General features: G+C 64.8%; 24 protein-coding genes. 13 read left to right on the forward strand and 11 right to left on the reverse strand.

The features are described 5' to 3' along the window. Positions 1-24 precede the first annotated feature (24 nt). Entirely contained in the window at positions 25-852 is an 828-nt protein-coding gene (locus tag L867_RS0113405) for a transporter substrate-binding domain-containing protein (protein ID WP_028737365.1), read from the reverse strand. A 163-nt stretch (positions 853-1,015) separates the two neighbouring features. After that, the gene (locus tag L867_RS0113410; RefSeq protein ID WP_028737366.1) at positions 1,016-1,945 is read right to left on the reverse strand and encodes a LysR family transcriptional regulator; all 930 of its coding nucleotides are present in this window, start codon (positions 1,943-1,945) and stop codon (positions 1,016-1,018) included. 149 nt (positions 1,946-2,094) lie between these two features. Here L867_RS0113410 and L867_RS0113415 point away from each other — a divergent pair, with 149 nt between their 5' ends. The 10 genes from L867_RS0113415 (at position 2,095) to L867_RS0113460 (ending at position 11,398) form a co-directional block, all read left to right on the forward strand. Next, positions 2,095-3,270: an NAD(P)/FAD-dependent oxidoreductase gene (locus tag L867_RS0113415; RefSeq protein ID WP_028737367.1), complete on the forward strand. Its 1,176-nt coding sequence runs from the start codon at positions 2,095-2,097 to the stop codon at positions 3,268-3,270. Continuing rightward, entirely contained in the window at positions 3,267-3,521 is a 255-nt protein-coding gene (locus L867_RS0113420; protein WP_028737368.1) for a 2Fe-2S iron-sulfur cluster-binding protein, read from the forward strand. Before L867_RS0113415 ends, L867_RS0113420 begins: the two co-directional genes overlap by 4 nt. Then, on the forward strand, positions 3,514-4,851 hold the full coding sequence (locus L867_RS0113425) for an FAD-dependent oxidoreductase (RefSeq protein ID WP_028737369.1): 1,338 nt from the start codon (positions 3,514-3,516) through the stop codon (positions 4,849-4,851). The genes L867_RS0113420 and L867_RS0113425 overlap by 8 nt, the downstream gene beginning before the upstream one ends. Beyond that, on the forward strand, positions 4,848-6,266 hold the full coding sequence (locus L867_RS0113430) for an aldehyde dehydrogenase family protein (RefSeq protein WP_232363927.1): 1,419 nt from the start codon (positions 4,848-4,850) through the stop codon (positions 6,264-6,266). The genes L867_RS0113425 and L867_RS0113430 overlap by 4 nt, the downstream gene beginning before the upstream one ends. A gap of 10 nt (positions 6,267-6,276) precedes the next feature. After that, the gene (locus L867_RS0113435; protein ID WP_028737371.1) at positions 6,277-7,020 is read left to right on the forward strand and encodes a dihydrodipicolinate reductase C-terminal domain-containing protein; all 744 of its coding nucleotides are present in this window, start codon (positions 6,277-6,279) and stop codon (positions 7,018-7,020) included. 23 nt (positions 7,021-7,043) lie between these two features. Next, positions 7,044-7,961 (forward strand): 4-hydroxy-tetrahydrodipicolinate synthase, encoded by a 918-nt coding sequence (gene dapA / locus L867_RS0113440; RefSeq protein ID WP_037173387.1) that lies wholly within the window; start codon positions 7,044-7,046, stop codon positions 7,959-7,961. 189 nt (positions 7,962-8,150) lie between these two features. Beyond that, positions 8,151-8,816, forward strand: coding sequence for an amino acid ABC transporter permease (locus L867_RS0113445; protein WP_028737373.1), 666 nt, complete (start codon positions 8,151-8,153; stop codon positions 8,814-8,816). 18 nt (positions 8,817-8,834) lie between these two features. After that, on the forward strand, positions 8,835-9,608 hold the full coding sequence (locus tag L867_RS0113450) for an amino acid ABC transporter ATP-binding protein (RefSeq protein WP_028737374.1): 774 nt from the start codon (positions 8,835-8,837) through the stop codon (positions 9,606-9,608). A gap of 8 nt (positions 9,609-9,616) precedes the next feature. Further along, positions 9,617-10,693, forward strand: a complete 1,077-nt coding sequence (locus tag L867_RS0113455) for a saccharopine dehydrogenase family protein (protein ID WP_028737375.1) — start codon at positions 9,617-9,619, stop codon at positions 10,691-10,693. A 102-nt stretch (positions 10,694-10,795) separates the two neighbouring features. Then, a complete protein-coding gene (locus tag L867_RS0113460) occupies positions 10,796-11,398 on the forward strand; it encodes an IMPACT family protein (protein WP_028737376.1) in 603 nt (200 codons plus the stop codon). A gap of 12 nt (positions 11,399-11,410) precedes the next feature. On the opposite strand, the gene L867_RS27710 is transcribed toward L867_RS0113460, so the two are convergent. The 9 genes from L867_RS27710 to L867_RS0113505 all read right to left on the reverse strand — a co-directional run bounded on the left by L867_RS27710 (position 11,411) and on the right by L867_RS0113505 (position 20,874). Further along, on the reverse strand, positions 11,411-11,569 hold the full coding sequence (locus L867_RS27710) for a hypothetical protein (protein ID WP_169734077.1): 159 nt from the start codon (positions 11,567-11,569) through the stop codon (positions 11,411-11,413). 112 nt (positions 11,570-11,681) lie between these two features. Continuing rightward, the gene (locus L867_RS0113470; protein WP_028737377.1) at positions 11,682-12,146 is read right to left on the reverse strand and encodes an SRPBCC family protein; all 465 of its coding nucleotides are present in this window, start codon (positions 12,144-12,146) and stop codon (positions 11,682-11,684) included. Between the two features lie 125 nt (positions 12,147-12,271). Next, on the reverse strand, positions 12,272-13,576 hold the full coding sequence (gene pncB / locus L867_RS0113475; protein WP_028737378.1) for a nicotinate phosphoribosyltransferase: 1,305 nt from the start codon (positions 13,574-13,576) through the stop codon (positions 12,272-12,274). Positions 13,577-13,691: 115 nt separating this feature from the next. Next, positions 13,692-13,955, reverse strand: coding sequence for a hypothetical protein (locus tag L867_RS0113480; protein ID WP_028737379.1), 264 nt, complete (start codon positions 13,953-13,955; stop codon positions 13,692-13,694). Between the two features lie 103 nt (positions 13,956-14,058). Next, positions 14,059-15,021, reverse strand: coding sequence for a 2-hydroxyacid dehydrogenase (locus L867_RS0113485; RefSeq protein ID WP_028737380.1), 963 nt, complete (start codon positions 15,019-15,021; stop codon positions 14,059-14,061). 13 nt (positions 15,022-15,034) lie between these two features. Next, positions 15,035-16,663: an ABC transporter ATP-binding protein gene (locus L867_RS0113490; RefSeq protein ID WP_028737381.1), complete on the reverse strand. Its 1,629-nt coding sequence runs from the start codon at positions 16,661-16,663 to the stop codon at positions 15,035-15,037. Further along, positions 16,660-17,793: an ABC transporter permease gene (locus tag L867_RS0113495; RefSeq protein ID WP_037173465.1), complete on the reverse strand. Its 1,134-nt coding sequence runs from the start codon at positions 17,791-17,793 to the stop codon at positions 16,660-16,662. The genes L867_RS0113490 and L867_RS0113495 overlap by 4 nt, the downstream gene beginning before the upstream one ends. A 16-nt stretch (positions 17,794-17,809) precedes the next feature. Then, entirely contained in the window at positions 17,810-18,901 is a 1,092-nt protein-coding gene (locus L867_RS0113500) for a microcin C ABC transporter permease YejB (protein ID WP_028737383.1), read from the reverse strand. 140 nt (positions 18,902-19,041) lie between these two features. Continuing rightward, positions 19,042-20,874, reverse strand: a complete 1,833-nt coding sequence (locus L867_RS0113505) for an extracellular solute-binding protein (protein WP_028737384.1) — start codon at positions 20,872-20,874, stop codon at positions 19,042-19,044. A 190-nt stretch (positions 20,875-21,064) separates the two neighbouring features. On the opposite strand from L867_RS0113505, the gene mepA reads away from it, so the two are divergent. From mepA to L867_RS0113520, 3 genes are all read left to right on the forward strand, one after another. Further along, positions 21,065-22,135 carry a penicillin-insensitive murein endopeptidase gene (gene mepA, locus L867_RS0113510; protein WP_051438977.1) on the forward strand — a complete coding sequence of 357 codons (1,071 nt, stop codon included), beginning with the start codon at positions 21,065-21,067 and terminating at the stop codon, positions 22,133-22,135. A 91-nt stretch (positions 22,136-22,226) separates the two neighbouring features. Next, positions 22,227-22,601, forward strand: coding sequence for a methylglyoxal synthase (locus L867_RS0113515; protein ID WP_037173390.1), 375 nt, complete (start codon positions 22,227-22,229; stop codon positions 22,599-22,601). A gap of 40 nt (positions 22,602-22,641) precedes the next feature. Continuing rightward, positions 22,642-23,664: a glucokinase gene (locus tag L867_RS0113520; RefSeq protein WP_028737387.1), complete on the forward strand. Its 1,023-nt coding sequence runs from the start codon at positions 22,642-22,644 to the stop codon at positions 23,662-23,664. Positions 23,665-23,698 lie beyond the last annotated feature (34 nt).

Genomic DNA, 23,698 nt, shown 5'->3' on the forward strand with positions numbered 1-23,698 from the left:
GCCTTAATTTTCAGATGCTCGCGATCAGCCGCCGAAGCCGAAACCGACCGGCATGTCGGCCAGCGTGATGCCGAAGGGCTCGAGGCTCTTCAGGATCCAGGTCTGGTTGTTGCCGATGCGGCGGTTGTATTCGGCCCAGGCGGAGACGAAGCTCTTGAAGGTTTCGTCGGCACCATAGTTGAGCGCGATAACGGAGGGCGTGGACAGGATCGGGGTCGGAACCTTGACGGCGCCGATGGTCGGTGCCTTCTTGGAGATGACCAGGCCATTCAGCATGGTGTTGACCAGCGCGTCGGCCTTGCCGGTGGTGACGGCGACGATCGCCTCGTCACGCGTCTTGAAGCGCAGGATATTGGCCTTCGGAAGATATTGCTGGGTGATCAGGTCCTGGGCGGAACCGAGGTCGACGGCGAAAGTGAATTTCGGGTCGTTGAGCTCGGTCCAGGTCTTGCCGGTCAGCTCTTCCTTGGCGGAGACCAGCACGAAGCTGTTGTAGTAGGTCGGGTCGGAGAAGGAGACCGACATGGCGCGAACCGGGGTCGCGGTCACCGCAAAGGCCATGTCGACCTTGCCGCTCTGCACGTCGAGAATGGCGTTGGACCAGCTGGATTCGACCACTTCGAGCTTGACGTCGAGGGTCTTGGCAATGTCGTTCGCCATGTCGATGACGAAGCCCTGCCATTCGCCGGTGCGGGGATCCTTGTTGAAATAGGGCGTCTCGTTGAGGATGGCGGGAATGCGCAGCACGCCGCGGCCGCGGATGTCCTCGATGGTACCGGCCGAGGCCGCCGTGCCGGCCAGCAGCGACAGCGCCATCACGGCTGCGCCACAGATCTTCGAAAGCAATTTCATGGTCTGGTTCTCCTTTGTTCCCCGGAATCTCTTTGATGTCCGTCTCCCCGCGCCCGAGCTTGAGCTTGGCGGGCTGACCGGCCGAAAATCAGCCTATCCGCGAATTGACCGGGAACAATGCTAGAGAGTCCGAGCCACTTATCGGCTTTTTTATATGTCGAGGTCAGAGCGGCGGCAGGGCGAGTTCGCTGCTGCGCGGCGGATCGAGCACCGGACCGACCAGCTCGCGGCGGCAGTCCTCGAACAGCTGTTGCACCATAGGATGCTTCTGCAGGAAGCCGGCATTGCCGAAATAGACGCGCACTTCCGGCAGGTTGGTGAGCTTGGTGCTGCGGATCGACACGTCCTCCGGGCCGACGCACCAGGAAGGGATGATCGAGAAGCCGAGCCCTTCCTCGACGCAACGCTTGACGCTCGAACTGCCGGAGGTGGAGATCGCCGGCTGGACGACCGCCCCGTCGCGGCCGAGGAAGTCGACCGCCAGGTTTCGCAGCGTCTGGCCCGGCTCGTAGGTGATGAAGGGGCGGCCCTCGGCCCAGAGCGGAATGTCCTGCTGTTCCGGAGGTTCGCCCCAGGCTTCGGGATAGACGAGGCTCAGCCGGTAGCTGCCGAGCAGGCGCTGCGGCACGACCGGATCGCCGAAATAGCGTTCCGAAATGCACACGTCGAGACTGCCGTTCTTGACGAGTTCTGCGAGCACCGTGTCACGCTCGTAGACGGCAAACTCCATTTCGGGAAAGGCCTCGCGGAACCGCGAGAGCACCCTCGGGAACAGGTAGAAGAAGATCGCCTGGGGCATGCCGACGCGCAGCGACGACCGCTGGTTCTCGATCAGCTTGGTCAGCCGCTCCAGCATGATGTCGAGTTCCGGGTGGAGCAGGCTGTATAGCGCCCGGCCGCGCGGGGTGAGCGAGATCCGCTTTGCGCCCTGCTCGGAATCGATCAGCTTGCCCTGCAGGATCTGCTCCAGCCGGCGCACATGATTGGCGGCCGACTGGTAGCTCAGGTTGAGATCGCGCGCCGCGCCGGAAAACGAGCCGTGCCGCGCCACCTGGTAGAAGGTCTGGATGAGTGTGAGGCTGATCTTGGCCATGAAGCTGGTCCCCCTCCTTCTCTGTTAAGGGGTCGGGACTTTCTAGCGGATACAAATTTCGTGAACAAGCAAGGCCGTCATCTTGTATCGACGGTCAAGCCCTGCCGCCGCCAATATTGGTCGACAACCAACAAGGCCGGCTCGAAATCATGCAATCCCGCCCCCCGTCCAGCGCCATCGTCATCGGTTCCGGCATCGTCGGAGCCGCCACGGCCTATTTCCTGGCCAGGCGTGGCATCGCCGTCCGGCTGATCGATGCGTCAGCTCCGGCCGCCGAAGCGACCGGCGCTGCCGACGGCGCCGTCTCGGTGGCCAGCAAGCGCCCGGGACCGATGATGGCGGCGGCTCTCAAGGGGGTCCGGCTCTACGGCGAACTGGCGGACGAGGGCCTGTTTGCCGGCGCCTTCAAGCGCCGCTCGACCTTCATCGTTGCGGCATCGGACGAGGAATGCGCCGTGCTCGACGCCCATTCGGCCGCTCTCGCCGGCGCAGGCGTCAGGGTCGAGACGCTGTCCGAAACCGACCTGCGCCGGGACTTCCCGGTCCTCTCCCCGCAGGCGAAGATGGCGGTCGAGGTGCACGGCGAGGGCCATGCGATCGGCTACCAGATCGTCCACCGGCTGCTGACCGCATCCGGCATCACCGTCGATCGCGACACACGGGTCGAAGGTCTTCGGCTCGAAGACGGCGGCAGGCGGATTGCCGGGATCGGGACGAGCCGCGGCTCGCTGACCGCAGACGTGGTGGTGATCGCCGCTGGCAACGGCTCGGCGGGACTTCTCGGCCTTTCCGGCGTGCTCACGCCACGAAAGGGTCAATTGCTGGTGACCGAACGGGCGCCGGCGCTCAACGCGGCCATGCGCGGCGCGATCATGTCGGGCCGCTACCTGCTCAGCAAGGGAAGCCAGAAGGCCGGCCATGCGCCGCCGCCGCGGGGGCTCGGACTGGTGATCGACCCGCTGGTCACCGGCCAGTTCCTGATTGGCGGCACGCGCGAAGATTTCGGCAAACGGGAGACCAACGACATCGACGCCGTTTCGCGCATCCTCAAGGATGCCGTGGCACTCGTGCCCGGCCTTGCCGGCGTCCGGCTGCTTAGGAGTTTTGCCGGGGTTCGCACGGCCGTCATCGATGGTCTGCCTCTGGTCGGGCGGATCCCCGGACTGGAGAACGGCTATGTGGCGACCGGATTCGAGGGCGACGGCATCTGCCTTGGGCCGGTCACCGGCAAGTCGATCGTCCAGCTGATCTGTGGCGAGGAGCCGGATCTCGATTTTTCATCCTTCGAACCGGCCCGGTTCGCCGGCCATGGAGTGGCCGCATGACCGGGCAGAGCTTCGACTGGATGGGGCGGAAAATTCCCTTCCGCACCGGAGAAAGCCTTGCGGCGGCGCTCGACGCCGCCGGCATCCGCACCTTCGGCCCCGACGCGCTCGGCCAGGAGACACGCTATTTCTGCGGCATCGGCGCCTGTCAATGCTGTCTGGTGCGGGTCGACGGGGTCACCCGGGAAGCCTGCATCACGCCGGCCAAGCCGGGACTGCTCGTCGAAGCGCTGGAGAGCCGCCATGACTGAACCCGATGTCATCATCATCGGCGGTGGACCGGCCGGGCTATCGGCAGCGATCGAAATTTCTCGTTCCGGCTATTCCGTCGAAGTCGTCGAGCAACGCGAGAGCCTCGGCGGCGCGGTGCACCGCCAGCCGATCGCCGGCGTAACACCGATCAATCAGGCGGCCAGCCCCAAGGCGCGCTGGAACGCCCTTGCGGGTGCATTCTCGGCAGCGCGCATTTCGGTGCGCCACGCATGCGTCTTCCTCGGCGTCGACGGCGACGGACTGGTGCTGGTCGAGAACCGCCGCACAGACCGGATCGAGCAGGCGCGGCCCAAGGCCGTCATCCTCGCAACCGGCGCGGTGGAGAAGGTCTATCCGCGACCCGGCTGGCAGATGGCCGGGGTCTCCACCGCCGGCGGACTGCAGGTGATGATGAAGGAAACCGGACGGGCGCCGCAAGGTCGCGTCCTGCTCGCCGGCAGCGGGCCGCTGCTGATCGCGGTCGCGGCCCAGATGGCCCGGCTCGGCAATCCGCCGGTGGCGATCGTCGAGGCGGGCGATCCGCTGCGACGGGTCGGCCCGGGGATCGCCATGCTCGGGCATGCCGCCCTCCTGCGCGAAGCAGCCGGTTATCTCTCGCAGATCTATCTCCGCCGCGTCCCGTGGATGCGTGGCACGCAGCTCTTGGCGATCAAGCGGCACGGAGAGAGCCTTCAGGCCGTATTGCGGCGGCGCGACGGCAGCGAGCGGCAGATCACGGTCGACCGCATCGGCCTGCATGACGGCATTCGCCCCAACGATTTTGGCCTGCCGAACGAGGCGACGGAACCGACATCCGGACCTTTGATCCTCAGGGCCGGGGATTGCCGAGAGGCGCTCGGCGCCTTTGCCGCCGAGGCAGACGGACGGCGGGCAGGCCGCGCGGTCGTGGACATCCTGTCGGGGAACCGCGACCGCGCCGAACTTGACCGAGCGGTCGAGCGCGCCCGCATGGCGCAAGCGACGCTGGCGGAACTCTTTGCGCCCCTCCACGGAACACATACGCTTCAGTCCCTGCCGGACGACACCGTCCTCTGCCGCTGCGAAGGCAAGACGGTTGGCGACCTGCGCCAGCTTTGCGGCCGGGCGGATCGGCTGACCGGCCGGGAGGTCAAACACAATGGCCGCTTTGCCATGGGCGCCTGCCAGGGCCGGTTCTGCGCGGCCAATACCGCGGCGCTGATGGCCGAGATCAATCCCGACGGCCCCGCGCCGTCGACCGAGGACCTGACCGGCCGCCGCTGGCCGGTGCGTCCGATATCCATCGCGGCGCTGACCGGCGCCATCCCCCCGAACACCGAAAACGAATGACGAGGTTTACCGACATGACGCAAGCCCAGCGCCTGGCGCTCGAGACCACCAATGCGATCCTGGTCCGCAATCCCTTCGACGGCCAGCCGGTCGGCGAAGTGGCAACCAGTTCTTCGGCCGAGATCAACGCCGCCGTGCTGCGCGCCAAGGCCGCCCAGTGGGAATTCCGCCGCTCGACGCCGGCGGTGCGCCGCGCCATGCTGAATGCGCTCGCCGCGGAGATTGCCGCCGATGCCGAGAACCTGGCGCGCATCATCTCCAATGAAATGGGCAAGACGATCCGCGAGGCGCGCAACGAGGTGCGCCGCGCCCAGAACACGCTGAAGCTCTCCGGCGATGCCGGGACCTTCCTCGATGGTGAGGCGCTGCACTGCGCGATCGTCGAGGGCGGCGCGGACCGGCTGGCGACGATCACCTACGAACCCGTCGGCGTGGTGGGAGCGATCACCCCCTTCAACTACCCGCTCAACCTGCTCTGCCACAAGCTGGGCCCGGCGATCGCCGCCGGCAATGCCGTGGTCGCCAAGCCGTCTCCCAAGGCGCCGCTGGCCGCCGCGCGGTTGCGCGAACTGGCGCTGAAAGCAGGCTGGCCGGCAGACCTGTTCCAGATCGTGCACGGCGCGGCGGAGGCTGCCCTGTCGCTCGCCCGCTCGCCGATCGACCTTCTGTCCTTCACCGGCGGGCCTGGTGCCGGCCTCGCGCTCAAGAATGCCAGCGGGCTCATCCGTTGCCTGATGGAGCTGGGCGGCAATGATCCGCTGTTCGTGCTTCCCGATGCCGATCTCGACAAGGCGGTCGCCACGACCATCGGCCACCGCTTCGAGATCGCCGGACAGAGCTGTGCGGCGGTCAAGAAGCTCTACCTGCACCAGGACATCGAGAAGGCCTTCACCGAAAAGCTGCTCGCGGCCGTCGATGCCGTCGAGTTCGGCGATCCCTCCAGGGACGACACCGACATGGGCACGGTCATCGACCTGGCTGCGGCCAAGGCCGTGGCCGAACGCGTCAATGCCAGCATTTCCAGCCATGGCGGAAAGCTGCTGACCGGCGGCACCCATGACGGCACGGTCTTTGCGCCGACCGTCATCTCGGAGGTCGCGGTCGACGCGCCTGTTATCGCCGACGAGACCTTCGGCCCGATCATCGCGATCCGCAGCTTCACCGACCCGCGCCAGGCGATCGCCGAGGTCAATGCCGGTGCCTATGGCCTGCAGGCGGGCGTCTTCACCAATGATCACGCACTGATCAAGACCTTCTCGCGCGACCTGATCGTCGGCGGCGTGATGATCAACGAAGGCCCGGATTTCCGCGCCGAACACGTGCCCTTCGGTGGCGTGAAGCGCTCCGGCCTCGGCCGCGAGGGCGTTCGCATCGCGCTGCGCGAAATGTCGGAGCCCAAGGTCGTGATCGACTGAGGAGAAGGCCATGCGTATCGCCATCATGGGGGCATCGGGCCGGGTCGGGACCCGGCTCGTCGAACTGGTACTCGCCAATCCGGGGCTGGAACTGGCCGCAGCGCTCGTTTCGCCCGGATCGCGCCTTGTCGGCACGCCGGTGGCCGGGGGCAGCATCGAATATCGTCCGGCCGAGGCGGCGATGAAGAGCCATTGCGACGTGATGATCGACTTCTCGACGCCGGCGGCGAGCCTCGCCTTGCAGGCGGATATCGGCACGAAGCCGATACCGATGGTGATCGGTACCACCGGCTTCATGATCGAAGAGGACGAGTGCCTGACCCGATTTTGCCTCCATCGCCCGATGCTCTTCAGCGCCAATTTTGCCCACGGGTTCGAGGCCTTCCGGCGGGCGGGCGTCGATTTCGCCAGGCGCATGCCGGATGCCGAGGCGGCGGTCGGGGAAACCTACCATGCCCGCAAGAAGGCCGAACCGTCCGGCACGTCGCGCCTTCTGGCCCGCCAGCTGTTCGAGGCACGAAGCCGGGCCATGGGCTTTGCCGCGCCCGAACCGGCGATCACCGTCAACCGCGAGGGCGACACCGTCGGCGTCAACGAGATCCGCTTCGACATGGGCTCGGCCGAGGCCGTGTTCACCTACCGCGTCCACACACTCGCAGCCTATGCCGAAGGGGCGCTCGCCGCTGCGCAATGGCTGGTTTCCACACCGCGCCCCGCCGGCCGATACAGCCTGGCGGACAGCCTGAACGACTGATGATACGAGAGAGGAACATGACCATGCAGGACCTTCACAAACGCTTCAACGGCGTCTTCACCGCCCTTATCACGCCCTTCAAGGACGGAGCCGTGGACACGGCCGCCTATGACGCGCTGGTCGAACGCCAGATCGAAGCCGGCGTCGCCGGCCTCGTCCCGGTCGGCACGACCGGCGAGGCGGCCACCCTTTCCGACGAGGAGGCGGACGCCCTGATCGCCCGTACCGTGAAGCTCGCGGCCGGGCGCGCCCTGGTCATGGCGGGCGCCGGCGCCAACGACACGAAAAGGACGATCGACAAGGTGAAGCGGGCCGAACAGGCCGGCGCCGACGCCGTGCTGATTGTCACGCCCTATTACAACAAGCCGACCCAGGCGGGCCTCGTGGCGCATTACGGCGCGGCGGCAGAGGCGACCTCGCTGCCGGTCATGCTCTATTCGGTCCCCGGGCGCTGCGGCGTGGAGATCGCGCCGGAAACCTGCGCGGTGCTGCTCGAGCGCCACGACAACATCGTCGCGATCAAGGAGGCCGGCGGATCGGCTGCCCGCGTCACCCAGCTGCGCACCGCCTGCGGAGACCAGCTGATCATCCATTCGGGCGACGACGGGCTCACCCTGCCCTTCCTGTCGCTCGGCGCCGTCGGCGTCACCAGCGTGGTGGCCAATGTCGCGCCGCGCCAGATGGTGCAGCTGGTGGAAGCCTGGAAGACGGGCGACACGGCCCGCGCGCTGGCACTGCACGAACTGATCGCCGAACTCACCGACGGCATGTTCATCGAATCCAATCCGGGGCCGGTCAAGGCGGCGCTGGCGCTCTCCAACCTCGCCGGGCCGGAAATGCGCCTGCCGATGGTTCCGGTCTCGCCGGCCAACCGTGAACGGCTCGCCGGCATTCTCGGCCGCTTCGCTTCCGCCTCGGCCGCCTTCCAAGAAATGCGGTAAGCGGCGGCATCAGCTTTGCATTGTCCGTGGCGAACGGACGTAGGACTATCAACCGTCGGCTCCCGGCTTTGCCGGAGGCCGACACAAGACCAGGGGAACAAGAATGACAAACAGGACTGACGACGACCGGTGTCCCCGGTGCTGGCATCACCCGTCTTGCCGGGCGATCCGGATCACAGGAGACAGCCGATGAGTTACAGCTGGGACTTCCATTCCGTGTGGCAATACTGGGACCTCTTTCTCTGGGGTCTTTGGATCACCGTGCTCTACACGTTCGGCTCGATCTTCTTCGGCGTCCTGATCGGCTTCCTCACCTGCGCGGCCAGGCTTTCCGGCTGGCGGATCCTGTCCGGCATCGCCCGGGTCTACCAGGAAATCTTCCGCTGCACGCCGCTGCTCGTCCAGCTTCTGTGGTTCTACTATGCCTTCCCGCTTTTGGTCGGCGGATCGATCGACAATCGCCTTGCGGCCATGCTGACCCTGTCGCTCTATGTCGGCGCCTTCTATGCGGAAATCTTCCGCGGCGGGATCGTGTCGATCGACAAGGGACAGCGCGAGGCGGCCTCGGCGATCGGCATGAGCCCCTGGCAGTCGATGCACCGGATCATCCTGCCGCAGGCAATGAAGCGGGTGCTGCCCTCCTTCATCAACCAGTCGGTCATCCAGTTCAAGAACACCTCGCTGGTCTCGGTCATCTCGGTCGCCGATCTTGCCTACATGGCGGCGGTGGTGAACGGCCAGACCTACCGGCCGCTGGAATCCTACACGCTCATGGCCGGCCTCTACATCGCCATGCTTCTGCCGCTCACCCAGGCCGCGGACTGGATCGAACGACGCCTCAGGGTCAGCGACTAACGGAACGGATGCACGGACATGACACAGAATTCCAATGCCAAGGCACCCGTGATCGAAGCGGTCGGGCTGCACAAGAGCTACGGCACGCATGAAGTGCTCAAGGGGCTTGATCTCAGCCTCGAGCGCGGCGAAGTGGTGGCGCTGATCGGCCCGTCGGGGTCGGGCAAGTCGACCTTCATCCGCTGCCTCAACATGATGGAAATCCCGACGGGCGGCACCATTCGCTTTCGCCAGAAGGCCGTCGGCGAGCGGTTTCGCGACAAGGGCGACGAGATCGGCATCGGCACGCTGCGCCGCCATGTCGGCATGGTGTTCCAGCACTTCAACCTCTTCCCGCACAAGACCGTGCTGCAGAACGTGACGGAAGGCCCGATCGTCGTGTGCAAGCGGCCGAAGCGCGAGGCGGAGGCGCTCGCCATGGACCTGCTCGCCCAGGTCGGCCTTGCCGAGAAGCACTCTGCCTATCCGAACCACCTGTCGGGCGGCCAGAAACAGCGCGTGGCGATCGCCCGAGCGCTGGCGATGGAACCCGAGGTGCTGCTGCTCGACGAGGTGACCAGTGCGCTCGACCCGGAACTGGTGGGCGAGGTTCTCGCCGTCATCCGCGGCCTGGCGGACAAGGGCATGACCATGGCGATCGTCACCCATGAAATGGCCTTTGCCGCAGACGTCGCGAGCCGCGTGCTCTTCCTCGACCAGGGCGTGATCGCCGAGACCGGCAGCGCCGAGGACGTGATCCTCAATCCGCAAAACCCGCGGCTTCAGGGTTTTGTCGCCCGGTTCAAGGGCTGAGCGTCACCATGGCAAAACTGAAGGTCACAATATTCGGCGCCGGCGAAATCGGTTCGGCGCTGGCGATGGCGCTTTCGGCGAGCGAGGATTTCACCGTGCAGGTCGTCGACCGGTCGGAGGATGCGCTCGACCGGTTGCGATCGATGAATATCCAGGCAACACTTCAGACCCTTGGCCACGGCGATGAACTACAGGCCCTGCTCTCCGGCCAGGACGTCGCGGTGGCGGCCGTGCCGGAAGCCGGCGTCAACGCGATCGCCGAGGCAGCGGCGCGGGCGAAGGTGCATTACCTCGACTTTTCCTGCGCCCGGCCGGAAACCCGGGCCATCCTCGCACCGCTTGCCGAGCAGCGCGCCGTGTTCAACGGATGCGGCGTTTCGCCGGGCATGATCGGCAATGTCGCCTGCGGACTGCTCGACGCCTTCTCGCCCGTCACCGACCTGACCATCCGGGTCGGCGCCATACCGCGCTTTCCGACCAACCGGCTCGGCTACGGCCAGATCTGGAATGTCGACGGCCTGATCGACGAATATACCCGGCCCAGTGCCGCGATCCGTGACGGCAGGACGGTGAGCGTCTCGCCGCTCGAGGAATACGGCCAACTGAGCATCGACGGCGTGGCTTACGAGGAATTCGTCACCTCGGGCGGCGTCGAGGATCTGTCGATCTTTTCCGAATCGGCGCCGAAGAACGTGACCTTCAAGACCATCCGCTATCCGGGCCATCTCGACTACATGCGCTTCCTGCTCGACGATCTGGGCTTGCGCCACCGGCGCGACATGCTGCGGTCGCTGCTCTACAACGGCCTGCCGGTGATCGAGGACGACGTGCTATTGCTGGTCGTGACCGCGCGCGGCTATCGCGGCCGCCAGCCGACCGAGCGCACGATCTGCCATCGCTTCTCGCCGAACCGGAATCTGGGGCCTTTCAACGCGCTGACCTCGGTCGCCACCGGCTATGCGGCGACGCTGCTGTCGATGCTGCACCGGGGGGAGATCCCGGCCAAGGGTGTCATCGCGCATCACCGCATCGACACCGGCACCCTGCTTTCGCGTGACTTCCTGAAACCGCTGCTTTCGGCGTGAACCAAGCGCCCGGCCGCGGGCGGCGCGGCGCGGTTTGGCGGACCGCCTAAGCTCTGGCGGCGAGGCCGGCGAATCGCTATGAGGGACGCTCAGGAGCATCCCATGTATACGCTTGAGCGCACCGAGACATTCGCCCAGGACATCAAGAAGAGCCGGTTCATCGCCCATGCCGCCCCGGTCGCGAGCGAGGATGAGGCCAGGGCCTTCATCGCCGCCGTCAGCGATCCTTCCGCCAATCACAACTGCTGGGCCTGGCGCGTGGGGCAGGCCTATCGCTTCAGCGACGACGGAGAGCCGAGCGGAACGGCCGGCAAACCGATGCTTCAGGCCATCGACGGTCAGGCACTGGATTGCGTTGCGGTCGTGGTCACGCGCTGGTTCGGCGGGATCCTGCTGGGCAGTGGTGGGCTGATGCGTGCCTATGGCGGCACGGCGGCAGCCTGCCTGAAAGCGGCCGTGAAGATCGAGATCATTCAACGGATTGAAGGGGAAATCGTCGCCGGTTTTTCCGATCTCGCCGTGCTGAAGGCGCGGCTCGCCGCACTGCCCGATCTCATCGTCTTGAGCGAGGAATTTACCGCTTCCGGCGCGGTGCTGACCGTGGCCTTGCCCGAGGCGACGGCCGCTCAGGCCAACCGGCTGGTGACGGACATCACCAGCGGACGGGCCTTCGTCCGCTTCGGCGACGGGCAGAGCCCGTCCTAGCCATGGCAAATGTCAGTGAAGGGTATCCGGCGATTCGTCCCGGAGGAGATGCAGCGCATCGGTAAGGGCCGCGACCAGGATATCGGTCAGTTCGTCGCCCTTGCTCTCGACCAGCATGGCCTGGATGGCGGCGTCCTGCTGTTCGAAGAAGTGATCCGGTTCATTCGTCATTCTATCAGTCCCTTCATGGTGCCGATTCGTCTGCATCGTTCAGGACTGTTAAACGCCGGCTGGCTTGCGCCGGGCTTTCACGCCCGGCGGTGTCCATAGGGCAGCAACGATGTCACGCGCTTGCGGGTTCCCCGCCTCCGGCGACGATCGCTCCGAACTTGGAGAAGAACTCGCCGGCCAGTTTCTTCGAGGTCGAATCGATCAGCCGACTGCCCAGCTGGGCGATCTTGCCGCCAACCTCGGCCTTCACCGTGTAGGACAGGATCGTTGCATCGGGTCCGTCGGCCGCAAGCGACACGTCGGCGCCGCCCTTGGCAAAGCCGGCAAGCCCGCCCTTGCCTTCGCCGGCAATCGTATAGGAAAACGGCGGATTGAGGTTCTGCAGCTCGACGGCACCCTCGAACTTCGCCTTGATCGGCCCGACCTTCAAAACCACCTTCGCCGTCATTCCGGTGTCGGAGGTCTTGTCCAGGCTCTCGCAGCCGGGGATTGCCTGACGCAGGATCTCCGGGTCGTTCAAGGCCTGCCAGACCGCCTCGACCGGCGCTTCGATGCGTTCGCTGCCACTCATGTCCATGTCCGTGCTCCTCCCGTTCTGCGTCTGTCCGACACGGGCGCACCCCTCCCCGGGCGCGACCTCGGACAAAGGAGCTTACAGGGCAAGGGACGGATGGCAAGCGCTACGGCGGGATGTTTCGACGGTCAGACGACAACGGCCTGTTCGACGCGGTCCTCCGTGCCGAAAAATTTCATGTAGCGTTCGACCTCGGCCGGGTCGCCGGTCGCCTTCTTCGGATTGTCGGAGAGCTTCACCGCCGGCCGGCCATTGGCCTCGCTGACCTTGCAGACCAGCGAAATCGGCTTCAGGCCCTCGATCTCGCGCGGCGCGCAGCCGGCGAAGTCGTTGGTGAGATTGGTGCCCCAACCGAAGCTCATGCGCACCCTGCCCTCGAAATGGCGATAGGTGTCGATGATCGCGTCGACGTCGAGGCCGTCGGAGAAGATCAGCAGTTTCTGGCGGGGATCGCGTCCCATCTTCTTCCACCAGTCGATGATCTTCTCGCCGCCTTCGATCGGCGGGGCGCTGTCGGGACGGAAGCCGGTCCAGTCGGCCACCCATTCCGGCGCATTGCGCAGGAAGGCGGCCGTGCCGTAGGTGTCGGGCAGCACGATCAGCAGATTGCCGCCGTAGAGGCGGTTCCAGTCGCGCATGACGTTGTAGTTCGCGGCGAGCAATTCCTCGTCGGTCCGAGCAAGCGCGGCCGTGACCATCGGCAGTTCATGGGCGTTCGTGCCGACCGCCTCGAGATCCGAATCCATGGCGAGCAGCACGTTGCTGGTGCCGGTGAAGGCCGGGCCGATGCCTTCCTTGAGCGCTTCGACGCACCAGCGCTGCCACAGGAAACTGTGGCGCCGACGGGTGCCGAAATCGGAGATGCGCAGGCCCGGCAGTTCACGCAGCCGCTCGACCTTGGCCCACATCTTGGCCTTGGCGCGGGCATAGAGCACGTCGAGGGTGAAGAGCCCCATGGTCTTGGCGACCGCCCGCGAACGCAACTCGTTGATGATGGCAAGGGCCGGGATTTCCCACATCGTGGTTTCCATCCACTTGCCGTAGAAATGCAGGCTGAACTGGCCGTCCTTCTTCGACAGCTCGTATTCGGGCAGCTGGAATTTGGCCAGCCAGCTTAAGAATTCGGGCTCGAAGATCTGCTTGGTGCCGTAGAAGGTGTTACCGGCCAGCCAGATCGCTTCCTTCTTGGTGAGGCGAAGCGAGCGGGCAAAATCGAGCTGCTCGCGCAATTCGCCCTCGTCGATCTCCTCAGCCAAATGCACTGTCTTGGTGCGATTGATGAGCGTGAAAGTCGCGTCGACATCCGGATAAAGCTTCCAGATCATCTGCAGCATGAGGAGCTTGTAGAAGTCCGTGTCGATCAGACTGCGGACGATCGGATCGAGCTTCCAGCTGTGATTGAAGACTCTCGTCGCGATGTCGGTCTTGGTCATCGAGTGACTGCCCTGCAAGCCGCGGCCGGGTCAGACCGCCCTGTCGGCCGGGACTCGCCCCGACCGTTTTCGCCGTCACTTATCGGGAATCCGACCGGCAAAGTCCATAGGGGGATCAGCGCTGGACCGGTGTGTTTTCCGCAGGCGAGGGAGCCGTCTCCTGGACCGGCTGGTTGGACGGGTTCTCCGGCGCAATGGAATTGCCCCACCATTCGGCCGGGATCCAGACCACCATGGCAAGGACGAGACCGGCGAGAAGGACGATCAGCACGGGGCGACCGCGAAAGCCCTGGCGGGCCTCGGTCGGTGTCACGGTCTCGGGCCGCATGCCGCGCGTATGACGGTCGGTGCTGTCGGGCAGATCAATTCGGCTGTTCATCGGATTTCTCCCTGTTGTTCCGAAGAGCGGCCGCTTTTGCGCGCCGCAGTCCTGGGACAAACGGAGGGAGAGGCTGAATGTTCCGCCGGCCGGCAGCCGCAATTCAATAGCCGGCGGCGCGGTCCACGACGTGCTCGAGCGATTCGCCCGACTCGAACCGGGCGATCTGCCGCTCGACATGGCGGAAGAGCGCACTGACATCGGAGGCCGCGGCGGCATGCGGCGTGATCACGACATTTTCGAGGCCCCAGAGCGGACTTTCCGGCGACAGCGGCTCCTGCTCGAAGACGTCGAGCGAAGCCGCGACCAGTGTGCCCGCTTCGAGCGCCGTGACGATATCGGCTTCAACCTGGCTGCCCCCGCGGCCGGCATTGATGAACACCGGCCCACCGAGAGCCCCTCCCTGGCGAAGCCTGGCAAACAGCGAGGCGTTGTAGAGGCCGCGGGTGTCCGGCGTCAGTGGCAAGAGGCCGACGAGGATGTCGGTCCGGCCGAGGAAAGCGTCGATACCACCGGCGTCGAAGGTCTCGACGCCCTCGATCTCACGCTTGCGCCGCGACCAGCCGATCACGTCGAAGCCCATCACCTTCAGCTTGCGCACGGCATCCTCGCCGAGCACGCCGAGGCCCATCACGCCGACGGTTACGTCGCGGGCTTCCGGCTGCGGCGAGAGTTCGTTCCAGACGCGCTCGCGCTGCTGGCGGGCATAGGCACGAACGCCGCGCAGGTGGGTGAGACATTGCAGTACGACCCATTCGCTCATGCGGTCGGTCAGGCTACGGTCGACGAAGCGCACGACCGGAAGATCCGGCAAGGTGTAGGCCGAAAGGATATGGTCGACGCCGGCGCCGCCGGAGAAGATCACCTTGAGGTCGCGCGCGCGATCGAACAGCGACGGCTCGGGCTTCCAGACAACAGCGTAGGGGACGCCGGAGAGATCGCGACCGGCATTCTCCGGATCGCCCATGTCGATCACCTCGCGACCGGGAAAGGCTCCCTTCAGCGCCTCGACGACGCCGCTGCGCGCGAATTTGAGGTCGATGACGACGGCATTCTGCTCGGGCATGGAAGAGGGTCCATTACTGGCTCACGCCGCCGATCTCGACGGCTTCGAGGTTGAAGGCTGCGGCCATCAGCGCGCGCGTATAGTCGGCTTTGGGCTCGTGGAATATCTCGGTGGCAGGCCCCTGCTCCACCACCTTGCCGGAGCGCATGACGATCACCTCGTTGGCGAGCGCCTTGACGACGCGCAGGTCGTGGCTGATGAACAGATAGGCGAGATCATGCTTCTTCTGCAAGTCGCGCAGCAGGTCGACCACCTGGGCCTGCACCGTCATGTCGAGCGCCGAGGTCGGCTCGTCCAGCATGACGAAGCGGGGCTTCAGCACCATGGCGCGGGCAATCGCGATGCGCTGGCGCTGGCCGCCGGAAAACTCGTGCGGATAGCGCCAGCGGGTGGCCGTATCGAGGCCGACCTCGTCGAGCGCCCAGCAGACGCGGGCGTCGCGCTCGGCGGCCGACAGCGCCCGCTCGTGCACCTTCAGTCCCTCGGCAATGATCTCGCCGACCGACATGCGGGGGCTGAGCGAGCCAAACGGGTCCTGGAAGACGATCTGCAGGCGGTCGCGCAGCGGACGCATCTCGGCAAAGGAATAGCCGTCGATATCCTGGCCGATGAAGCTGATGCGGCCTTTGGACGAAATGAGGCGGGCGAGCGCCAGGCCGAGCGTCGTCTTGCCCGAGCCGGATTCGCCGACGACGCCGAGCGTCTGGCCGGCGCGCAGCACCATGTCGACCCCGTCGACGGCCTTCACGTGGTCGACCACCTTGCGCAGGAAGCCGGACTTGATGGGGAACCAGACGCGGATGTCGTCGCCCTGCATGACCACCGGTTTGGTCTCGTCGAGCGGAGGCGGTTCGCCGCGCGGCTCGGAGGCCAGCAGCTTCTTCGTATAGTCGTGCTGCGGGTTGGTGAAGATGTCCTCGACCGGGCCACTTTCGACGATTCTGCCCTTGGTCATGACGCAGACCTTGTCGGCAAACTTGCGCACGATGCCGAGGTCATGGGTGATGAACAGCATGGACATGCCGTGATCGGCCTTGAGCTGGCGCAGAAGATCGAGGATCTGGGCCTGGACGGTGACGTCGAGCGCGGTGGTGGGCTCGTCGGCGATCAGGAGCTTCGGCCGGTTGGCAAGCGCCATGGCGATCATCACGCGCTGGCGCTGACCGCCCGACAGTTCGTGCGGATAGGCGGAAAGGCGCTTTTCCGGATCGCGGATGCCGACCTGGCGCAGAAGCTCCAGCGTGCGCTCGTGCGCCGTCTGGCCGGCGATCGCCTGATGCAGCGCCAGGATTTCGCCGATCTGTTTTTCGATATTGTGGAGCGGATTGAGCGAGGTCATCGGCTCCTGGAAGATCATGGTGATGTCGTTGCCGCGCACCGAGCGCAGCTCGCGCTCCGGCGCCGTCATCAGGTCGCGCCCCTCGAACAGGATCTCGCCCGAGGGGTGGCTGGCCGCCGGATAGGGCAGGAGCTTCAGGATGGAGGAGGCGGTGACCGACTTGCCCGAACCGGACTCGCCGACCAGCGCCACGACCTCGCCCGGCGCGATGTCGAAGGACACGCGGTCGACGGCGAGCGTCTCCGTATCCCCCTGGTGGAAGGCGACCGAGAGATCGCGGACGGAAAGAAGCGGAGCGGTCATCGGAACGTCTTCCTCGGGTCGAAGGCGTCGCGCACCGCCTCGCCGACGAAGATCAGCAGTGAGAGCATGATCGACATGGTGAAGAAGGCGGTGAGGCCGAGCCAGGGGGCCTGCAGGTTGCGCTTGCCTTGCGCGATCAGTTCGCCGAGCGACGGCGAGCCGGGCGGCATGCCGAGGCCGAGGAAGTCGAGCGAGGTCAGGGTGGTGATCGATCCCGACAGGATGAACGGCAGGAAGGTCAGCGTCGCCACCATGGCATTGGGCAGGAGGTGGCGATACATGATCGTCCAGTTGCCGACGCCGAGCGCGCGGGCCGCATTCACATATTCGAAATTGCGGGCCCGCAGGAATTCGGCCCGGACGATGCCGACGAAACTCACCCAGGAAAACAGCAGCATGATACCGAGCAGGATGAAGAAGCCGGGCGGCAGGATCGAGGAAATGATCAGCAACACATAAAGCACCGGCATGGACGACCAGATCTCGATGAGCCTTTGCATCAGGAGATCGGTCCAGCCGCCGAAATAACCCTGGAAGGCGCCGGCCGTCACGCCGATCAGCGCCGAGACGATCGTCAGGGCCAGGCCGAACAGCACGGAGATGCGGAAACCATAGATCATCCGCGCCATGACATCGCGCGCCTGGTCGTCCGTGCCGAGCCAGTTGAGATTGCCAAGGACGCAGCCGGGATCATCCGCTCCGAGCGGATAGGCCGAGCAGCGCTCCTCTTTGTCCATCAGCCAGAACGGCGCGGTTGGGGCCGAATGGGGAATGTTGGAATTCACCGTGCTGTAGGAATAGCGGATCGGCGGCCAGATCGCCCAGCCATTGGCTTTGATCTCCTCGTCGATGAAGGAAGACCGATAGTCCGTCACCGCCAGGAAGCCGCCGAACTTTTCCTCGGGATAATCGACCAGGACAGGAAACAGGATCTCGCCCTTGTAGGAGGCGACCAGCGGCCGGTCATTGGCGATCAGCTCGGCGCAGAGGCTGAGGACGAAGAGCAGCATGAAGATCCAGAAAGACCAGTAGCCGCGCTTGTTGGCCTTGAAGTTCTCGAGGCGCCGGCGGTTGGTGGGCGTCAGCCAGGGTCTTTTGACCGGGACTTCGGCAGCGTGTGTATCGACCATATCGGGAGAGGCCATGTCAGACATCCCTCCGGTCGAAGTCGATGCGCGGATCGATCCAGGTGTAGATGAGGTCGGACAGCAATCCGACAACCAGGCCCATCAGCGAGAAGATATAGAGCGTGGCGAAGACGATCGGATAATCGCGGTTGACGATCGAGAGATAACCAAGCCGGCCGAGACCATCGAGCGAGAAGATGTTCTCGATCAACAGCGATCCGGTAAAGAAGGCGGAAATGAAAGCGGCGGGAATGCCGGCAATGACGATCAACATGGCGTTGCGGAAAACGTGGCCATAGAGAACCTGACGCTCGCCCAGACCCTTGGCGCGGGCCGTCACCACATATTGTTTCTTGATCTCGTCGATGAAGGAATTCTTGGTCAGCAGCGTGGTGGTCGCGAAGGCCGACAGGAGAAGCGCCGTCAGCGGCAGGGTCAGGTGCCAGAAGTAATCCAGGATCTTCTGCCACCAGGACAGTTCGGAAAAATTATCGGAGGTTAGCCCGCGCAAGGGGAACCAGTCGAAAAAGGAACCGCCGGCAAACAGCACGATCAACAGAATGCCGAACAGAAAGCTCGGAACCGCATAGCCGACGACGATGACGCCGGAGGTCCACACATCGAAGGTCGAGCCATCCTGCACGGCCTTACGGATGCCGAGCGGAATGGAGATCGCATAGGACAGCAAAAGCACCCACACGCCGAGCGAAATGGACACCGGCATCTTCTCGACGATCAGATCGATGACCGAGGTGTTGCGGAAGAAGCTCTCGCCGAAATCAAAACGAATATAGTCCCACATCATTTCACCGAAGCGGGTCAGTGGCGGCTTGTCGAAACCGAACTGTTTCTCGAGCTTGGCAATCAGCTCCGGATCGAGCCCCTGCGCGCCGCGATAACGCGAATTCATCTCGTCGGTGCCGGCCTGGCTCATCATATCGCCGCCGCCCGACAGACGCTGTTCGGCGCTGTCGCCCTGGCCGGACAGCTGCGCGATGACCTGCTCGACCGGGCCGCCGGGTGCGAACTGAATGACGAGGAAGGAAATCGCCATGATGCCGACGATGGTCGGGATCATCAGCAGCAGGCGCCTCAGGATATAGGCGCCCATCAGGTTGCCGCTCCCGCGGCAGGTGCGCCCTGCTCGACCATGGTCGTCCTAGCTTCGATCAATCCGCGGATCCCTTCCGGTGACACCGATTCGTTCCTGCCATTCCTAGCCGTTCAGGGCCCGGGCGCAAAGCCCACGGCTCATTTCGCTCCGGCTTTCGCCCACCAGATGGTCGGGAAGCCGATCGCATAGGTCGGCAATTCTGCCGGATGCTCGAACTTGTCCCAATAGGCGATGCGCGCCGTGCCGCCATAGTAGAGCGGGACGACGTAGTCGTGGGCAAGCAACACGCGATCGAGCGCCTTGGTCGCCGCCACGAGATCCTCGCGGCCCTTGGAGAAGATCACCTTGTCGATCAGCGCATCGACGCCGGGATCGGCGATGCCGGCATAGTTGCGCGAACCCTCGCGGTCCTTCGACGTTGAGCCCCAGTAATCGCGCTGCTCGTTGCCGGGATTGAGCGTCTGGGCCCAGACCACCCAGGTCATGTCGTAGTCGAAGCTGCGGGTGCGGTTGGCATATTGCGAGTCGTCGACGGTGCGGACCCGGGCGTCGATACCGATCTTGCGCAGCGCTTCGCTGTAAGGCACGGCAACGACCTCGAGCATCGGGTTCGACAGAAGGATCTCGAAGCTGAGTGGCGAGCCGGTTGCAGCATTGACCATCCGCCCGCCCTTGATCTCGTAGCCGGCATCCTTGAGCAGGGCGACGGCCTTGCGCAGGTTGTCGCGCTGCGCCTGGGGATTGCCGCCGACGGGATTGGCGTAAGGTGTGCTAAAGACCTCGCCCGGAACCTTGTCCTTGATCTCTTCGAGGATCGCCAGCTCACGGCCTTGCGGAAGCTCCTTCGAAGCGAGTTCCGTGCCGAAGAAGAAGCTGTCGATCCGCTTGTAGGCGCCATAGAATGCGATGCGGTTCAGCTCCTCGAAATCGAGCGCGTGGTTCAGCGCCTCGCGCACCCGCTGGTCCTTGAACATTTCGCGCCGCATGTTGGGCACCAGGGCCTGCATGACGCCGGTGGCGCGAAACGGATTGGGCAGTTCCTCCCGCTTGACGCGGCCATCCTTGACGGCGGGAAAATCATAGGCCGTCGCCCAGCGCGCCGCCTTGGTCTCCATCCAGTAGTCGAAATTGCCGGAGCGGAAGGCCTCAAACTGCACGTCGAGGTCGCCGAACATGGTATAGCTGAGCGCGGAAAAATTGTTCTGCCCGACATTCACGTTGAGGTCCTTGCCCCAATAGTCGTCGCGCAGCTCGTAGCGGACGGTCGCGCCAGCCTTGAAGTCGGCGATCCTGTAGGGTCCCGATCCCATGACAGGTTCGAGCGTCGTGCGATTGATGTCGCGCGGCTTGCCGTCGGGACCGGCGCCCTCCCACCAATGCCTGGGCAGGATGAGAAACTGACCGAGGATCATCGGCAGTTCGTGATTGTTCTTCTCGTCGAAACGGAAGGTGACGTCGCGCTCCCCGGTCTTCTCCACCGCCACCACATGGCGGTAATAGCTCATGTAGAGAGGATTGAGCTCCTTCGATTTCTCGAAACTGAAAATGACGTCTTCCGGAGTGACCGGCTTTCCGTCCGCCCATCTGGCTTCGGCACGCAGCCTGAAGGTCGCAGAAGACACGTCCTCCGGATAGGAGACGCCTTCGGCCAGGAGGCCGTAGGAGGTCGAGATCTCGTCATCCGCATCCTTCATCAGCGTGTCGAACACCAGGCCGAGCCCGGGCGCTGCCTCTCCCTTTTCGAGGATCGGATTGAAGGTGTCGTAGGTGCCGGTGGCGGCAAGCTTGAGGTCGCCACCCTTCGGCGCGGCAGGATTGACATAGTCGAAATGGGCAAAGCCGGCGGGATACTTGACCTCGCCGGAAAGGGCGACCCCGTGGCGCAGGGGCTCGGCGGATTGCGCCGGCTGGCCGTTGATGAAAGCCAGACATGACAGAAGAACCCCAACCCGCACTCGCGCCAACCCCATGCAAATCACCCCTCGTTTTTTTGTGGATACGAAGAACAATAAGCCAAACCGCGGCAAAAAACAGACCGGCCTCATGCAAGGGGCAAACAGGCTGCCGGAAAACACGGATTCACCAAAATCCCGTTCCAGAGTATCTTCACGGCAAATCACCCGGACGAGACGGGCGATCCCCGAGGCGGCGGAAGACGGCATGACGATGATGATGGCTAAAGGTTTCAGGGCTCTGGCAAAGGGATTGGCGCTCACGGCGGGGCTCATCGCGGCGACCACCGGCGGAGCCTCGGCAGAGGGCGCGGCGGCCAAGCAGCTGTTCGGCGGGATCAAGTTGCCTTCCCGCGCGGCACCCACCCCTTACGGCTTTTATTCCAAGGGCTGCATCGCCGGTGCGGTCGCCATTCCCGTGGACGGGCCCACCTGGCAGGCGATGCGCCTTTCGCGCAACCGCCGCTGGGGCCATCCGCAGATGATCTCGCTGCTCGAACGGCTGTCCAGGGATGCGCCGGGCGTCGGCTGGCCGGGCATCCTGATCGGTGACGTGTCACAACCGCGCGGCGGACCGATGCTGACCGGCCACGCCTCGCACCAGATCGGCCTCGATGCCGACATCTGGCTGACGCCGATGCCCGACCGCAGGCTCTCGGCCAAGGAGCGGGAGGACATGCCCTTCACCTCGATGCTGAAGGAGAACAAGTTTCTCACCGTCGATACCAAGCGCTGGACGCCGGCCCATGCCAAGCTGATCATGCTGGCGGCGAGCTATCCGGAGGTCGAGCGCATTTTCGTCAATCCGGCGATCAAGAAAAAGCTCTGCGACACCTGGACCGGCGACCGCTCGGCGCTCGGCAAGGTGAGGCCGATCTATGGTCACGACGCGCATTTCCATATCCGCATGGGATGCCCGGACGGCGCTGCGGGCTGCAAGTCGCAGGCGGCTGTCGGGGCCGGCGATGGCTGCGACAAGTCGCTCGCCTGGTGGTTCACCGACGAGCCCTGGGCCAAGCCGAAGAAGGATCCGAACGCCAAGCCGCCGAAGCCGCCCCGGCCGATGCAGCTCTCCGACATGCCGAAGGCCTGCGCCGTGGTGTTGCAGGCGCCCTCGCCCGACAGCGAAATGGCGGCGACCTTCGGCGGCGCAACCGCCGTCTCCGCCCTGGCCGCTACGCCGGCGAACCCGAACGATGCCGTTCCCGCGATCACCGCGCAGATGCCCGAACTACCGGACGTGGTGCCGATCCCGCTTCCGCGCCCCGCCGGCTATTGATACCGACAAACGCACAGCCGACAGGCTTTTCAAGCGATCCATCCTGGGTTAGAAGGCAATCAAATCGATTTAAATCAGGCCGGTACCGACCATGACCCGATGCATCGCTTTGATTGCGCATGACCAGAAAAAGGACGACATGGCGGATTTCGCCGATCGTCACCAGTCGGTTCTGGCCCGGTGGCGGATCGTCGCCACGGGCACGACCGGCGGCCGCATCCAGGCGGCCTGTCCCCATCTCGATGTCACCCGGCTGAAAAGCGGCCCGCTCGGCGGCGACCAGCAGATCGGTGCGATGATCGCCACCGGCGAGGTCGACATGCTGATTTTCTTTGTCGATCCTTTGACATCCATGCCGCATGATGTCGATGTAAAGGCGCTGATGCGACTGGCGACAGTCTACGACATACCGATGGCGCTCAACCGTGCCACGGCCGAAATCCTGATGAACACCCACGCCAACTGAGCCAACCGCCCCGACCGCCGCGGCCTCAACGGAACCGGACATGCCCAAGCCCAACGACAACGACCAGCTGACCTTTCCGATCCTGATCGGCGACATCGGCGGCACGAATGCCCGTTTCTCGATCCTGATCGACGCCTATGCCGAGCCGAAGGCCTTTCCGATCGTGCATACCGCCGATTTCGCCACGATCGACGAGGCGATCCAGGTGACCGTGCTCGACAAGACCTCGGTGCAGCCACGCTCGGCGATCCTGGCCATTGCCGGACCGATCAAGGGCGACGAGATCCCGCTCACCAATTGCGACTGGGTGGTCAGGCCGAAGGCGATGATCTCCGATCTCGGCTTCGGCGACGTCATGGTGGTCAACGACTTCGAGGCGCAGGCGCTGGCCGTCGCATCGCTCTCCGAGGAGGACCGCGAGCCGATCGGCGCCGGCAGGACCAGCCCGATCGCCTCGCGTGTCGTGCTCGGACCCGGCACGGGGCTCGGCGTCGCCGGCCTGGTACACGCCCAGCACACCTGGTTTCCGGTTCCCGGCGAAGGTGGCCATGTCGATATCGGCCCGCGCAGCGAACGCGACTTCGCCATCTTCCCGCACCTGACGCCGATCGAGGGACGGATCTCGGCCGAGCAACTGCTGTGCGGCCGCGGCATCGTCAACATCTATCACGCGGTCTGCCTCGCCGACGGCATCGAGCCGAAATTCACCATCCCCGCCGACATCACCGCCACCGGCCTTTCGGGGGCCGATACCCAGGCCGAGCAGACGATGAGCCTGTTCGTCACCTATCTCGGGAGGCTTGCCGGCGACCTCGCGCTGATCTTCATGGCACGCGGCGGCGTGTTCCTTTCCGGTGGCATCTCGCAGAAGATCATCCCGGCCCTCAAGCGGCCGGAATTCCGTCAGGCCTTCGAGGACAAGGCGCCTCATAACGGGCTGATGAAGGCGATCCCGACCTTTGTCGTCACCCATCCGCTCGCCGCCCTTTCAGGGCTTGCCGCCTTTGCGCGGACTCCCGGCAATTTCGGCCTCGCGACCGAGGGACGGCGCTGGCGCCGATGAGCGGCGGCCACTGCCTGCGCTCGCATTGACACTG

This window comes from Paenirhizobium selenitireducens ATCC BAA-1503 (genome assembly GCF_000518785.1).
In the GTDB taxonomy this organism is placed as follows: Bacteria; Pseudomonadota; Alphaproteobacteria; order Rhizobiales; family Rhizobiaceae; genus Allorhizobium; species Allorhizobium selenitireducens.

Excerpts from the sequence above, each read along its gene's own strand:
- L867_RS0113405 (WP_028737365.1), bottom strand. The coding sequence starts at position 852 with ATGAAATTGCTTTCGAAGATCTGTGGCGCAGCCGTGATGGCGCTGTCG.
- L867_RS0113410 (WP_028737366.1), bottom strand. The coding sequence starts at position 1,945 with ATGGCCAAGATCAGCCTCACACTCATCCAGACCTTCTACCAGGTGGCG.
- L867_RS0113415 (WP_028737367.1), top strand. The coding sequence starts at position 2,095 with ATGCAATCCCGCCCCCCGTCCAGCGCCATCGTCATCGGTTCCGGCATC.
- L867_RS0113420 (WP_028737368.1), top strand. The coding sequence starts at position 3,267 with ATGACCGGGCAGAGCTTCGACTGGATGGGGCGGAAAATTCCCTTCCGC.
- L867_RS0113425 (WP_028737369.1), top strand. The coding sequence starts at position 3,514 with ATGACTGAACCCGATGTCATCATCATCGGCGGTGGACCGGCCGGGCTA.
- L867_RS0113430 (WP_232363927.1), top strand. The coding sequence starts at position 4,848 with ATGACGAGGTTTACCGACATGACGCAAGCCCAGCGCCTGGCGCTCGAG.
- L867_RS0113435 (WP_028737371.1), top strand. The coding sequence starts at position 6,277 with ATGCGTATCGCCATCATGGGGGCATCGGGCCGGGTCGGGACCCGGCTC.
- dapA (WP_037173387.1), top strand. The coding sequence starts at position 7,044 with ATGCAGGACCTTCACAAACGCTTCAACGGCGTCTTCACCGCCCTTATC.
- L867_RS0113445 (WP_028737373.1), top strand. The coding sequence starts at position 8,151 with ATGAGTTACAGCTGGGACTTCCATTCCGTGTGGCAATACTGGGACCTC.
- L867_RS0113450 (WP_028737374.1), top strand. The coding sequence starts at position 8,835 with ATGACACAGAATTCCAATGCCAAGGCACCCGTGATCGAAGCGGTCGGG.
- L867_RS0113455 (WP_028737375.1), top strand. The coding sequence starts at position 9,617 with ATGGCAAAACTGAAGGTCACAATATTCGGCGCCGGCGAAATCGGTTCG.
- L867_RS0113460 (WP_028737376.1), top strand. The coding sequence starts at position 10,796 with ATGTATACGCTTGAGCGCACCGAGACATTCGCCCAGGACATCAAGAAG.
- L867_RS27710 (WP_169734077.1), bottom strand. The coding sequence starts at position 11,569 with ATGACGAATGAACCGGATCACTTCTTCGAACAGCAGGACGCCGCCATC.
- L867_RS0113470 (WP_028737377.1), bottom strand. The coding sequence starts at position 12,146 with ATGGACATGAGTGGCAGCGAACGCATCGAAGCGCCGGTCGAGGCGGTC.
- pncB (WP_028737378.1), bottom strand. The coding sequence starts at position 13,576 with ATGACCAAGACCGACATCGCGACGAGAGTCTTCAATCACAGCTGGAAG.
- L867_RS0113480 (WP_028737379.1), bottom strand. The coding sequence starts at position 13,955 with ATGAACAGCCGAATTGATCTGCCCGACAGCACCGACCGTCATACGCGC.
- L867_RS0113485 (WP_028737380.1), bottom strand. The coding sequence starts at position 15,021 with ATGCCCGAGCAGAATGCCGTCGTCATCGACCTCAAATTCGCGCGCAGC.
- L867_RS0113490 (WP_028737381.1), bottom strand. The coding sequence starts at position 16,663 with ATGACCGCTCCGCTTCTTTCCGTCCGCGATCTCTCGGTCGCCTTCCAC.
- L867_RS0113495 (WP_037173465.1), bottom strand. The coding sequence starts at position 17,793 with ATGGTCGATACACACGCTGCCGAAGTCCCGGTCAAAAGACCCTGGCTG.
- L867_RS0113500 (WP_028737383.1), bottom strand. The coding sequence starts at position 18,901 with ATGGGCGCCTATATCCTGAGGCGCCTGCTGCTGATGATCCCGACCATC.
- L867_RS0113505 (WP_028737384.1), bottom strand. The coding sequence starts at position 20,874 with ATGGGGTTGGCGCGAGTGCGGGTTGGGGTTCTTCTGTCATGTCTGGCT.
- mepA (WP_051438977.1), top strand. The coding sequence starts at position 21,065 with ATGACGATGATGATGGCTAAAGGTTTCAGGGCTCTGGCAAAGGGATTG.
- L867_RS0113515 (WP_037173390.1), top strand. The coding sequence starts at position 22,227 with ATGACCCGATGCATCGCTTTGATTGCGCATGACCAGAAAAAGGACGAC.
- L867_RS0113520 (WP_028737387.1), top strand. The coding sequence starts at position 22,642 with ATGCCCAAGCCCAACGACAACGACCAGCTGACCTTTCCGATCCTGATC.